The 12,916-nt window shown below is 39.1% G+C and carries 10 protein-coding genes; 6 read left to right on the top strand and 4 right to left on the bottom strand.

Annotated elements, in window-relative coordinates:
- The first annotated feature begins 398 nt into the window (after window positions 1-398).
- Genes ric through Q8M41_RS03505 form a run of 5 tightly spaced genes read left to right on the top strand, consistent with a single transcriptional unit; the run spans window position 399 to window position 4,216 of the window.
- Window positions 399-1,340 (top strand): iron-sulfur cluster repair di-iron protein, encoded by a 942-nt coding sequence (gene ric, locus Q8M41_RS03525; protein WP_305363862.1) that lies wholly within the window; start codon window positions 399-401, stop codon window positions 1,338-1,340.
- Window positions 1,341-1,367: 27 nt separating this feature from the next.
- Complete coding sequence (locus Q8M41_RS03520) at window positions 1,368-2,177, top strand: DUF2249 domain-containing protein (RefSeq protein ID WP_305363861.1); 810 nt, start codon at window positions 1,368-1,370, stop codon at window positions 2,175-2,177.
- Window position 2,178: 1 nt separating this feature from the next.
- Window positions 2,179-3,459, top strand: coding sequence for a cytochrome C oxidase subunit I (locus Q8M41_RS03515; RefSeq protein ID WP_305363860.1), 1,281 nt, complete (start codon window positions 2,179-2,181; stop codon window positions 3,457-3,459).
- Window positions 3,459-3,782 (top strand): metal-sulfur cluster assembly factor, encoded by a 324-nt coding sequence (locus tag Q8M41_RS03510; protein ID WP_305363859.1) that lies wholly within the window; start codon window positions 3,459-3,461, stop codon window positions 3,780-3,782. The genes Q8M41_RS03515 and Q8M41_RS03510 overlap by 1 nt, the downstream gene beginning before the upstream one ends.
- A 2-nt stretch (window positions 3,783-3,784) precedes the next feature.
- Window positions 3,785-4,216 (top strand): Rrf2 family transcriptional regulator, encoded by a 432-nt coding sequence (locus Q8M41_RS03505; protein WP_305363858.1) that lies wholly within the window; start codon window positions 3,785-3,787, stop codon window positions 4,214-4,216.
- 17 nt (window positions 4,217-4,233) lie between these two features.
- Here Q8M41_RS03505 and Q8M41_RS03500 read toward each other — a convergent pair whose 3' ends face one another.
- From Q8M41_RS03500 to Q8M41_RS03485, 4 genes are all read right to left on the bottom strand, one after another.
- The gene (locus Q8M41_RS03500; RefSeq protein ID WP_305363857.1) at window positions 4,234-4,962 is read right to left on the bottom strand and encodes a (Fe-S)-binding protein; all 729 of its coding nucleotides are present in this window, start codon (window positions 4,960-4,962) and stop codon (window positions 4,234-4,236) included.
- Between the two features lie 57 nt (window positions 4,963-5,019).
- A complete protein-coding gene (locus Q8M41_RS03495) occupies window positions 5,020-6,330 on the bottom strand; it encodes an MFS transporter (protein WP_370870432.1) in 1,311 nt (436 codons plus the stop codon).
- Window positions 6,331-6,453: 123 nt separating this feature from the next.
- The gene (locus Q8M41_RS03490; protein WP_305363856.1) at window positions 6,454-7,176 is read right to left on the bottom strand and encodes a head GIN domain-containing protein; all 723 of its coding nucleotides are present in this window, start codon (window positions 7,174-7,176) and stop codon (window positions 6,454-6,456) included.
- A 444-nt stretch (window positions 7,177-7,620) separates the two neighbouring features.
- Window positions 7,621-9,513 carry an ATP-dependent DNA helicase RecQ gene (locus tag Q8M41_RS03485; RefSeq protein WP_305363855.1) on the bottom strand — a complete coding sequence of 631 codons (1,893 nt, stop codon included), beginning with the start codon at window positions 9,511-9,513 and terminating at the stop codon, window positions 7,621-7,623.
- A gap of 118 nt (window positions 9,514-9,631) precedes the next feature.
- Here Q8M41_RS03485 and Q8M41_RS03480 point away from each other — a divergent pair, with 118 nt between their 5' ends.
- Window positions 9,632-12,868 carry an amidohydrolase family protein gene (locus tag Q8M41_RS03480; RefSeq protein ID WP_305363854.1) on the top strand — a complete coding sequence of 1,079 codons (3,237 nt, stop codon included), beginning with the start codon at window positions 9,632-9,634 and terminating at the stop codon, window positions 12,866-12,868.
- Window positions 12,869-12,916 lie beyond the last annotated feature (48 nt).

Below are 12,916 nucleotides of genomic sequence, written 5' to 3'. Positions count from 1 at the left end.
TTAATGACTTTACTAACAGTGTAGCTCTCTTTTACAGGGGATGGTTTAATCTGCTACCTATCACCCAATAATATGCTCACTAACACCTACAATGTTGAATCTTTCAGCGCAGGGTTGCGCAACAAGCACTAGAGCTCCGGGGGAAGATCCGGTTTTCAGATGGGGCTTCAGCCCAAAACCTTAGCGACCAGAACGGAACAAATACTAGTGCTTCAGCGCCGAAATGCCGATAAATCATAGCCCATAACAAAAAATCATCAATCACTTTATACTTAATTTAGCACTAGCCTCACTTAAAAGAAGCAAAGCAAATTACACAGAATTGTAATTTTATAAGTATAAAAGTACTTTAATACTTTTATTGTTTACATTTGATTCGTAAACTAATTCAGCAAAATATGGAAACCCTCGAAAACAACTTTATAAATGTTACCCTGATTGAACCTAAGTTAAAGCACCCAACTATATTCAGGGTATTTGACGATCTCAAAGGCGGAGAAAGCCTGACCATTCATAATGATCATGATCCAAAGCCGGTATACTACCAGCTACTTGGAGAGCGCGGCGATATCTTTACCTGGGAATACCTTGAAGAGGGCCCTGAATGGTGGGATGTTAGGGTTACCAAACGGGAAGATGGGCAGGAAACAATTGGAGAGATCGCTGTGAAAGACCTGCGTAAGGTTGAGGTATTCAAAAAATACGGAATTGACTTCTGTTGCGGTGGTAAAAAGACAATTGCAGAGGTCTGTGCTGAGAAAAATATTGATGCAACGAAAGTCCAAACGGAATTAAGACAGATTGAAACTGAAAACAAAGCAAGCAACATTTCTTATAATGACTGGAGTATAGATTTTCTCGCTGATTATATTGTTAATACCCATCACAATTATGTCAGGAAATATTTGCCTGAACTAATGACTTATGCTTCAAAAGTGGCGCAGGTCCATGGCGTACAGCATCCTGAACTTATACAAATCCAAAAACTGGTTGCAGAGATCAATAAAGAACTTACTGAGCACCTGGCACAGGAAGAAAATGTTTTGTTTTCCTATATTAAAAAAATAGTAGAAGCCCGAAAAGGTAACCTTCCATTACTTAAACAGGAGACAGACCTTGCCGGTTTAATTGATGAATTGGAGAAAGATCATGACCTTGTTGGAAGAGCATTTGATAAGATCCGTGAATTGAGTAAGGAGTATGCAATACCTTCAGATGCTTGTGCCAGTTACAAATTACTGTATAAGATGATACAGGAATTTGAAGACGATCTGCACCTGCACATCCATTTGGAAAATAACATTCTGTTTCCAAAAGCAATTGAGATGGAGAAGGTATGAAAGGAGATTTGAGATATGAGACAAGAGATGCATATAAATTCTAAAACTAAAATCGCGGACCTAATAAAGTTTCATCCGGATGCGCTTGAAGCAATAATAACTTTAAGTCCCGATTTTAAGAAACTGCGTAATCCGGTTCTCAGGAAGCTTATGGCTGGCAGGACCAGCATAGCCATGGCTTCAAAGATTGGCGGATGTAAACCAGAGGATTTCTTTGAAATATTGAAACCTTTAGGCTTTGTTTCCGACAACTCAGTTCAGGAACAGGATCTTGTATTGCGAAAATCTCTGAAAGAATTTGTAAAAGACATTGAAACCTCGCATATTATCCCTTTGGATGTCAGGGCGATGCTTACAGAAGGCAATGACCCGCTAAAACTAATTCAGAGGCATATCAAAGAGCTGAAGGAAGGTCAGGTATTAAAGATAATTAATACCTTCGAACCTACTCCTCTGATCAAATTATTAGAAAAGCAAGGTTTTGAATCCTACGTCGATTTGATTGAAAAGAACCTGATTGAAACCTATTTCTATAGAAATAAACCGGCTGAAAGTATACAACAAGTTGCCCCTGAAGGAATAGATGGTGATTGGAACCAGCTTTTAAAACAATATAAAAACAGAATGATTGAAGTTGATGTACGGCATCTGGAAATGCCTGCCCCAATGATGACTATTCTGGATGAACTGGAAAAGCTGGAACATGACAAAGCATTATACGTTCATCATAAACGCATTCCAGTATTTCTATTGAGTGAGCTTAAAGACAGAAACTTCGAATATCGAATTAATGAGATCAGCGGGACTGAAGTGTTTCTATTGATATTTAAGAAATAATATGCTCATAAGCGATTCGGCTTCGGGATTACAGCAAACAACTTCTTACAAGGTTGTGCTCCCCTTCTATGTTTTTGCGGCAGTTTCCTTTTTAATATCATGCGCCCTCCTGCTGCTCAATACGGATACTATCCAACAGCATTATTTTAACCCTAAAACCCTGGCTATCACACACCTGATGGCATTGGGATGGGGAACAATGATCATTCTTGGTGCCAGTCACCAGTTGCTCCCGGTACTGATTGAAGGCAAGCTGGACAGTTATTTACTAGCCTTATTATCCTTTATTTTTGCTGCAGCCGGCATTCCGCTTCTTGTAACCGGATTTTATCTTTTCAATACCGGACTGATTCTGCAAAGCGGCGCTATTCTGGTCAACGCTTCTGTAATTTGTTATTTTTTGAATGTCATTGGAAGTATCGTAGAAAGCAAAAAATACAATATACATGCCTTTTTTATTGCAGCAGCCTCACTTTGGTTATTCACAACGACCTTTTTCGGGCTACTATTAGTTTTTAATTTCAGCCGTTCATGGCTGCCCGAGAATTCGATTGAGTACCTATCAATACATGCCCATATGGGTCTTGCAGGATGGTTTTTATTGTTGATTATTGGGGTTGGTTCGCGACTAATTCCTATGTTTATGATCTCTAAATATTCAAGCCATGTGACCTTGTGGTGGATTTTTGCCCTAATCAATGTCGCCCTATTTGCTTTTATAATTTTAAAAACCTCCGGGGCTTATCCCAACTTATATTACAGTCCGTTTTTGCTTGTACTCATTGCATTAGCTTTATTTGGGAATTACAACTACAGAGCTTATAAAGTACGAATCAGAAAGCATGTAGATGAGCAAATGAAAATTTCCCTATTATCAGTTGCCATGTTGCTCCTGCCCTTGCTATGTTTACTGGTGGTTATTTATTTCATCAGAGAAGATTCAAAACCGAACATTGTGCTATTGTATGGATTTTGCATTTTCTTCGGCTGGATAACTGCATTAATTATGGGTATGACCTTTAAAACATTACCTTTCATAATATGGAATAAGGTTTATCATACGAGAGCAATGGGAAAAACCCCTGCCCCAAAAGAATTATTCAGCGAAAATCTTTTCAAAGTCATGGGCTTGCTTTATCTTACAGGCTTTACACTGTTCGTGGCGGGCATCCTTATATTAAATGATCTGCTTTTGAAAGCCGGTGCGGCAATATTACTGACATCGGCTATTTTCTATCTAATCAATGTAGTAAAAACGGTGTTTCATCGGGTCAAAGAATAATGGAGGTATTAAGCAATAATAATCTTTACTGTAGTGCAGCCCTTGCCGGACTTTACGATGTGTTTGATCCCGAAATTGGATTGAATGTGGTTGATCTCGGATTGATTTACCGGATAGATTTTAATGATGAAGATAAAATAATAGTAGTTACGATGACCCTGACTACACAATTTTGCCCGATGGGAGAAAGTATCACGGCTGATATTCAGCAATCGGTGAGAAATGCTTTTAAGGACTATCAGGTCAGTACTAACCTGGTATTTGATCCTGCCTGGAGTCCTGATAAGATCTCACCTGAAGGTAAAGAATATTTAGACCGTTAGAAATGTTAAGTTATACCTGTAAAACAGCGATAAAAGCCGTTATTTATCTTGCATCCAGGGCTGAAGTGAGTGATAAAGCCGGTATGATAGAAATTGCAAAACACATACATGCAAGCGAACATACTGTTGGGAAAATATTGCAAACCTTAGTACGACAAGGTTTAATAAATAGCACTAAAGGCCCATCCGGTGGTTTTTTTATCAATGAATCACAACGTAACCAACCAATAATCAACATTGTGGAGTCTGTTGAAGGAGATCAGATATTTAAAGCTTGCGGTCTGGGTTTAAGTAAGTGTTCAGCCTCACATCCATGCCCTATTCATGATGATTATAAGGTTGCGCGTGATCTGATAGAAAAATTATTCAGGGAGAAAAAAGTAAAAGATCTTTGTGACCCTGTAAGCAATGGGCTTGCGTTCCTGATCGGATAACACCTTAAAAAATAGGTTTATACATTTCCCCAACCACTTGCCAGAACATCAGCAATATGCATAGTTTTTATCTTGAGATTATGCTGATCAATATAAGCCTGAAGGTTAATTAAACAGGATGCATCGGTTGAAATAATATAATCCGCCTCCATTTCGAGCGCATGATTAATCTTTTGCTCTGCCATAGCACTGGAGATAGAGTCAAATTTGACTGCAAATGTGCCTCCAAAACCACAACAGACATCCGTATCCTTCATCTCAACAAGGTCAAGGCCATGCACCTTACTTAGTAATTGCCTGGGTTCGGCTTTAATATTGCATTCCCTTAATCCTGAACAAGAATCGTGATAGACCGCCCTGCCTTCCAATTCAGCACCGAAATAATCTTTCTTCAGTATATTAACCAGAAAGCCAGAAAGTTCATGAATGTTATTTTGAATTGAGCGACATTTATTATGTACTGTGGTATTAGTAAAAAGGTCATTAAATGAATTCTTTACCATCCCTGTACAGGATGCCGAGGGTGAAACGATATAAGTACTTTCAGAAAAATCATTCAGGAATTTTGCTCCAACCACTTTAGCTTCCTCCCAGAATCCTGCATTATAAGCCGGCTGACCGCAACAGGTTTGTTCAGCATTATAAATTACCTTACATCCCGCCTTTTCAAGAACCTTAATTGTGTTAAACGCAGTCTGAGGGTACAACTGGTCAATAAAGCAGGGAATAAATAATTCAACATTCATATTCTAAAAATAGATTTTATCCGGAGGAAGGGAATGCTGCTAAATTCCGAAAAAAAACTATACTGAACGTAAAGTATCTGTTTTTTTTGATTTTATAAAAAAAATGGAGAAAAGGATCAATAAACCGCATATAAAAAATCCTGCAAGACTAATAGCTGAATTGCGCATACTTCCGGTAAACTCTTCGATATAGGCAAAGCTGAACAGACCAATAACAATCGCAATCTTCTCTGTTACATCATAAAAACTAAAAAAAGATGCTGTATCCGGTGTGTTTTCAGGTAAAAACTTAGAATAGGTTGACCTGGATATTGACTGTATCCCTCCCATTACCAAGCCCACGACAGCTGCAATTACATAGAATTGGGTCTCATTCTGAATGTAATAGGCCGCAACACATACCCCAATCCAGATAGTCAGAACAACTATAATAACCTGGATATTACCATATCTCTTTGCAAAAAATGACATGATCAATGCACCAATAATGGCTACCAACTGAATAATCAATATTATGGCGATTAATTTTGATGTGCCAAGTTTCAGTACTTTTTCTCCAAATCCGGCAGCAACAAGCATGATTGTCTGTACTCCCATTGAGTAAAAAAAGAATGCGAACAGAAATCTTTTTAGCAGAACCATAGATTTTAGCTGATTCCAGACTTTAAGAAGTTCCTGAAATCCATTTTTAACCGTACTTTTTGTAATCTTATCGTAATTGGGGCTTCCCGCAGGTAACTTTTTAAATGGGATCTGAGCAAAACCTATCCACCAGATCCCAACCAGAAGAAAGGATAAACGTGCCGGCAATGAGGCGTCAGTTATACCAAAAAGTTCAGGTTTAAGAACAAAAATAAAGCAGATAATCTGAAGTATAACACTACCAATATAGCCATAGGCAAAACCTTTGGCACTTACTCTGTCCTGTTGATCAATGGTGGCAATTTCGGGCAAATATGAATTATTAAACATCACTCCACCGATATATCCTATTGCAGCTAATGTAAAACAGATGATACCAAGTTCAAGTGTTTCTAGTTTAAAAAAGAATAATCCTGCACAGGAAATACTTCCAATGTAGGTAAATGCCTTCATAAATATTTTCTTATTTCCCCTGAAATCTGCAATTGATGATAGTACGGGAAGTAACAAAGCCATGATCAGGTAGGCTACTGACAGCGCATAGTTTGAAAGTGCTGTATTAGTAAAAGTCCTGCCCATGAAAACTACCTTGTCCCCAAATTCTTCAGTTGTAGTAATTATCGTGTAATAAGCGGGGAAAATTGTAGATGTTATGACCAGATTATATGCAGAGTTAGACCAGTCGAACATGGCCCAGGCTTTAATTGTCTCTTTATTATTTCGCATGGATATGGGCTGAAGCAAATGATCAGAACAAGTCTACCATTGCTCATATTAATTTAACAAAGAGCTTAAATTAATAATTTATTTAATCTGAGCGAAATTTATAAAACTGGAATAGCTAAAGAATCAATTGATGCTTCTGACTACTGAAGCCCCTGAATTATCTTTTTCAATTTTAGAAGGTTTTCCTTTATACTCTACTTCACTGGCTCCCCTTGAATCAACTTCAAGTGAGTTCAATACATTAATGCTGGATTTGCTTGCCCCTGTACTGCTAATCCGGTATTCTCCAACCACAAAGTCAAGAGCTTCAACAGAACTGGATCCGGTCATATCCAGATCATGACTTCCTGCCTGCCCCTTCAAAACAATTTCAGAGGATCCACTTGAGGATGTCTTTAATGATTTGACGTTCAGATCGAGCATCACTTTTGATGAACCCTGAAGATCCAGATCAAGCTCGTTTAAGTTCAATTTTCCTTCACTCAAAACTTCAACAGAACCTGAAGACTCAATTTTTTGATAGTCCTTTGAACTTAAATAAATCGTAACCGGACCTGCATCACAAAAATTTCCATCAATATCAATTCTAAGTGTATTCCCGCTGAGCCTAGTCTGAATCTCTTCCTGAATATTATCATCAGCTAAAATCCTGACAGAACTTGTTGAATCCTGACTGAGAACAATCTTAAGAGAACCACTTGTCTCAACTTGAGTGAATGTCCCTATGTCTCTACTCTCTGTAACCTGATTACCTGAGCCATTGATACAATCAAATCCACTGCAGGATGACAACAAAAGAATACCTGCGGATAGAAAAGCAATTGAATTCAGTGAAAAATTTTTCATGGTCTTTTTTTTATTTGACAACATTGGCAATAATTATGTTACAATATACTTAAATAAGCCTTGAAAATTAAAGTAATTCAAGTACCCTTTTTTATTCTCTTTATGAGACTTAATTTTGTGCGCAAAGGCATATTACCTTGGAAAAATCTTTTTTCAATGAACTTAAATACCCTATATACCACGCTATCCCCCTTTGGAGGGGGGCGCATTTGACCCCGTGTGCTTGGAGGGGGAGGACTTGTTCATTTCAGTAAAATCCTTTTTCCAACCCCCCCCTTTTATTCCCCCGCCAGCGGGGGATACTGGGCGCAGAGGCAAATCGCCTAAGTAAAATTTGTTTTCAATGAAATCTATTGCTTAGGCACCACGCCACCCTCTCCTTCGGAGGAGGCCCTGTGTGCTGGCAAGGGAAGGTTACTCATATATTTAAGATAACCTTCAACCTTATAAATAATAAAACTCCCCATTTACTTTTATCGTTCCGGCGTCAAGCAGCATTCTGATCACCTTAAGTCTTTCATTAGAATTACCCGCAGTTATGGCCTCCATAAGCTGATCGAGATGGCAAGGGCTCTTGCTTAATTCATTCAAAATCTCCTTAATAATTTCATCAGTCCGGCCATCATTCTTTGTCAGCTTTTTATTTTCAATACAAACATCACACACTCCGCAAACCTTTGCATGGGTTTCGTTGAAATAGTTGAGTAATTGCTGACTTCTGCATTTATGATTTTCGGAATAGGCCAGAACAGCTTCAACCTGTGATTTATGAATCTGAAAGCGATCAGCATGATATTTTCTGTCAATATGCAAATGCTGCGAGTCGGCCCGGGGCTTAATAAAACTAAGATGAGGTTTATCTGTTTGTGGTATGTAAGTAATTATTTGGAGCTCATGTAGTTTACTTAATATTTTTTCTGTTTCAGTTCTGCTTATACCTACTCTTTTAGCTAGGTCGCTTTCTTTTATACCTACCAACTGCTCAAAAATACCTGCATAAGATCTTAGTAAAACCTTAATAAAGTGATCGTATGCAGGTTGACCGACCTGAAAGCGATAAAGATCCTCATGAGCTGAGATCACCTGGACCCTGGAGGGCAAAAAGACGGTCTCGCTCAAAGCTATATAATCATCATGCTCAAGAAATTTAAAAGCATGGATTGTTCTTATCGGATCCAGCTTGAATCTGTTGCAAAAATCTGCCAGATCAAATTCTAAAGAAAGACCCTCGCCTGCCCCATAGGCAAGCTGATAATAATTTCCAAGATGATGGTAGACCTGCTTAATCTCTTCAATAGAAGGATAATGCTGGTCCAGTCTTTTTGTTAGCAGATCCTTGTCTGCATTATTATAGAGTAAAACCGCATAAGCCTTTTTCTCATCACGACCTCCCCTGCCTGCTTCCTGATAATAGGCTTCAAGGCTTTCGGGCAGATCAAGATGGATTACAAAACGAACATCAGCTTTATCAATCCCCATTCCAAATGCATTGGTAGCCACCATAATCCTGATCTCAGAATTCTTCCAGGCAGACTGCTTTTTCATCCTTAAAGGAGTATCCAGACCGGCATGATAAAAATCACTGGTAATACCTTCAAGATTAAGCTGTCTCGAAACTTCCTGTGTTTCACGTCGGTTTCTGACGTAAATAATACCAGAACCCTTTACATTCTTTGCAATTGAGATCAGCTTTCTTAGCTTATTTTCCTCATTATAAACCAAGTAACTCAGATTTAAGCGTTCAAACGACTTCCTGAATACCTGTCCATTCTTAAAATTGAGTTTTATCTGTATATCTGCAGCAACACGTTCAGTAGCTGTTGCAGTAAGTGCAATTACAGGAATACCAGGATGAAGATCCCTTAATTCAGTTAGATGAAGGTAAGGTGGTCTGAAATCATAACCCCATTGGGAAATACAATGCGCCTCGTCTATTGCGATCAGATTGACTTTCATATACCTGATACGCTCTCTGACAAGGTCTGATAGAAGTCTTTCAGGTGAAAGATATAGAAATTTAATATCCCCATAAATACAATTATCCAGTGCAATATCTACCTCTCTTTTTCCCATTCCGGAAATGATTGCAATTGCCTTTACACCTTTGTCTTTAAGATTCTCGACCTGATCTTTCATCAAGGCAATCAATGGAGAAACGACAATACAAATACCAGGTTTTAAAAGTGCCGGAACCTGGAAACACAGCGACTTCCCCCCCCCTGTGGGCATGAGGGCAAGTGTATCTTTACCTTCCAGAACCGACTCAATAATATCCTCCTGTAATGGCCTGAATGTCGAAAAACCCCAGTATTTTGAAAGAATAGATTGAATGGTCATCCTTGTTTGTTCGGCCTTAGATCATTTATCATAATAATATCAAGAAATCTCAATTTGACAGGCGTTAAACTCAAAACTATGAATATTTACTAAATTGCGGGTTCAATTGATCGATTACATGAAGAGAGCACTTATAGTTACATTAATAGCTTTGCTGGCCTCGCAGCTATCTGCACAGCAAAATCCGAAATGGAATGTTGAAAAACCTACAGGACCGTCAAAATCATTAAACTTTCAGACCAATGAAGGCACCTGGATGAATCTTGATCTAAGTCTGGATGGACAGGTGATCGTTTTTGACCTCCTTGGCGACATCTATAAAATGCCGGTAACAGGGGGAAAAGCAACATTGCTTGCAGGTGGTATGGCCTCAGAAGTACAACCCCGATTTAGCCCTAATGGCAAATATATTTCCTATACCAGCGACAAAGATGGTGGAGATAATATCTGGATCATGAATACTGACGGTTCCGGTAAGCGTGCAATAACCAAAGAAACATTTCGCTTATTGAATAATGCCGTCTGGACTCCTGATAGTGAATATTTGATAGCCAGAAAACATTTCACAAGCGGTCGTTCTTTGGGTGCAGGAGAAATGTGGATGTACCATATTGCCGGAGGTGGTGAAGGGGTTCAGTTAACAAAAAGAAAAAATGACCAGCAGGATGCCGGCGAACCTGAAATTTCACCTGATGGAAAATACGTTTATTTCTCTGAGGATGTCAGTCCTGGTCCTTTATTCCAGTACAACAAAGACCCGAACGGCGAAATTTATAATATCCGTAGACTCAATCGCGAAACTGGCACCATAGGAACTGTTGCGGGAGGTAGCGGAGGTGCAATGCGTCCTCAAATTTCACCAGACGGAAAGTTTCTTGCATTTGTCAGAAGAGTGCGGCTGAATACCGAATTATTTATACAGGACCTACAAACAGGTGAAGAATGGTCGGTTTACGATGACCTTAGCCATGATCAGCAGGAAGCATGGGCAATTTTTGGACTCTATCCCAATTTCGCCTGGACTCCTGATAGCAGGGAGATCATCTTTTATGCAGAGGGAAAAATCAGAAAACTGGAGGTATTGACTCAATATCTTTCTGAAATCCCATTTGAAGTAAGTGTTAATCAAACAATCACTGAGGCCCTTCATTTTGAACAGAAGGTATTTAACGATGAATTTTTAGTCAAAATGATCCGTCAGTTAAGTACATCACCCGATGGAAAAAAAATCGCTTTCAATGCAGCCGGATATATCTATTTAAAGGATCTTCCAAATGGTAAACCAATACGCATCTCTACAGGAAATGAATTTGAATTTGAACCTGAATTCAGCCCGGATGGCAAATCATTAGTCTATGTAAGCTGGTCTGATGATAACCGGGGATCAATCATGAAATATAGTATACCCGACTCTTCGTTTATGAAGCTCAGTACTGAAAAGGGTTATTATTACAGTCCGAAATTCTCAAACAAGGGAGATAAAATTGTTTATAGAAAAGGGGTAGGCAATGATGTATTAGGGTATGCATTCGGAAAAAATTCGGGTATCTATATTATACCGGCAAACGGAGGAACACCAAGTTTAATTTTGGACAATGGTATCCGTCCAGGTTTTAATACAAATGACAGCCGTATATTCTTCCAAAGTTCTGAAGCAGGCAAAAAAGCACTGAAAAGCATGGATCTGAATGGTGGAAATATCAAAACTCACTACACTTCAACCTATGCAAATGCGTTTAGTCCGAGCCCTGATGGCAAATGGATAGCATTTACTGAACTCTTCAATGTTTATATCACTCCCTTTGCAAATACCGGGATGGCATTGGATCTTTCATCTAATAACAAATCATTGCCGCTTACTAAAGTTAGTAAAGACGCCGGAACTTATATCCACTGGAGCAAAGATTCACAGCGATTAAACTGGACCCTGGGTCCTAAATATTTTTCAAAGGATATCAATAGTTCTTTCAGCTTCCTTGCAGGTACTGAAAAAACAGCAAAATCTGACACTTTGGGATTAGATATTGATCTGCATTTAAAATCTGATCTTCCGGAAGGGAAAATTGCCATTACCAACGCCAGGATTATCACGATGAAAGGTGATGAAGTCATTGAAAATGGTACAATTGTGATCGACAAAAACAAAATAATAGCTATAGGAGCGAATGTAAGCCTACCTGCAGATGCCAGGGTTATTGACGCGAGTGGCAAAACCATTATGCCCGGTATTATTGATGTTCACAGTCATTTGAGAGCCAGCTCTGATGGGGTAAGTCCGCAGCAGGACTGGAGTTATTATGCTAATCTTGCCTTTGGAGTTACCACTTCTCATGATCCTTCTGCAAATACAGAAATGGTATTTAGTCAGGCAGATATGGTCAGAACAGGGGCTATGGTTGGCCCAAGAGTTTATTCCACCGGTACCATTTTGTATGGTGCTGATGGTGATTTTAAAACTGTTGTGAATAGTCTGGAAGATGCACGATCAGCACTAAGAAGAATGAAGGCTGTTGGTGCTTTTTCTGTAAAATCATACAATCAGCCTAGGCGGGATCAGCGTCAGCAAATCATACAGGCTGCAAGGGAATTACAGTTAGAGGTTGTTCCTGAAGGCGGATCTACCTTCTTTCATAATCTGACTCATATCCAGGATGGACATACAAGTCTGGAACATAATATACCTCAGGTTCCTTTATTTAAAGATGTAAAGGCACTTTGGAACAAAAGCACAACATCATATACCCCTACCCTTATTGTAAGTTATGGTTCTCAATCGGGTGAAAATTACTGGTATGATCGTACCAATGTCTGGGAAAATGAGCGACTCCTGAGTAATACACCAAGGTATATTGTCGACTCAAGATCGAGAAGAAGAACAACATCCGAATTTGCAGATTATGGCCATATCAAGGTTGCCAGAGCTGCGAAAGAACTGTCAGATGGTGGGACTAAAATAAACCTTGGAGCACACGGGCAGCTTCAGGGTCTTGGAGCACACTGGGAGTTATGGATGTTCGCCCAGGGAGGAATGTCATCCCTGCAAGCAATCAGAAGTGCCACATTGAATGGTGCAGAGCATTTAGGCATGGCAAAGGAGATCGGCTCACTGGAGACCGGAAAACTGGCTGATATGCTTATTCTGGATGCAAATCCACTCGACGACATCAGAAATACCGAAAAAATCAAATATGTGATCATCAATGGCCGCATTTATGATACCGAAACTATGAATGAAACCATCAGTCGTGAAAAAGCAAGAAATTTATTCTGGTGGCAAATGAGCAGGTCAGAAAGCTATACAATTCCACAGGGCAATGTTGAGACTTATATTTTCACTCATCCGGAATGTGATTAAAAAGCACTCTTAAACATTATTTTGTTACTCAGAGTTACCTTCAGAGAT

The organism is Daejeonella sp., assembly GCF_030684675.1.
In the GTDB taxonomy this organism is placed as follows: Bacteria; Bacteroidota; Bacteroidia; order Sphingobacteriales; family Sphingobacteriaceae; genus Daejeonella.
This window is presented reverse-complemented; position numbering and strand designations above follow the sequence as displayed.

Coding starts and splice junctions, on each gene's coding strand:
- Q8M41_RS03500 (WP_305363857.1), bottom strand. CDS start 4,962: ATGAATGTTGAATTATTTATTCCCTGCTTTATTGACCAGTTGTACCCT.
- Q8M41_RS03515 (WP_305363860.1), top strand. CDS start 2,179: ATGCTCATAAGCGATTCGGCTTCGGGATTACAGCAAACAACTTCTTAC.
- Q8M41_RS03495 (WP_370870432.1), bottom strand. CDS start 6,330: ATGCGAAATAATAAAGAGACAATTAAAGCCTGGGCCATGTTCGACTGG.
- Q8M41_RS03505 (WP_305363858.1), top strand. CDS start 3,785: ATGTTAAGTTATACCTGTAAAACAGCGATAAAAGCCGTTATTTATCTT.
- Q8M41_RS03520 (WP_305363861.1), top strand. CDS start 1,368: ATGCATATAAATTCTAAAACTAAAATCGCGGACCTAATAAAGTTTCAT.
- Q8M41_RS03485 (WP_305363855.1), bottom strand. CDS start 9,513: ATGACCATTCAATCTATTCTTTCAAAATACTGGGGTTTTTCGACATTC.
- Q8M41_RS03490 (WP_305363856.1), bottom strand. CDS start 7,176: ATGAAAAATTTTTCACTGAATTCAATTGCTTTTCTATCCGCAGGTATT.
- Q8M41_RS03480 (WP_305363854.1), top strand. CDS start 9,632: ATGAAGAGAGCACTTATAGTTACATTAATAGCTTTGCTGGCCTCGCAG.
- ric (WP_305363862.1), top strand. CDS start 399: ATGGAAACCCTCGAAAACAACTTTATAAATGTTACCCTGATTGAACCT.
- Q8M41_RS03510 (WP_305363859.1), top strand. CDS start 3,459: ATGGAGGTATTAAGCAATAATAATCTTTACTGTAGTGCAGCCCTTGCC.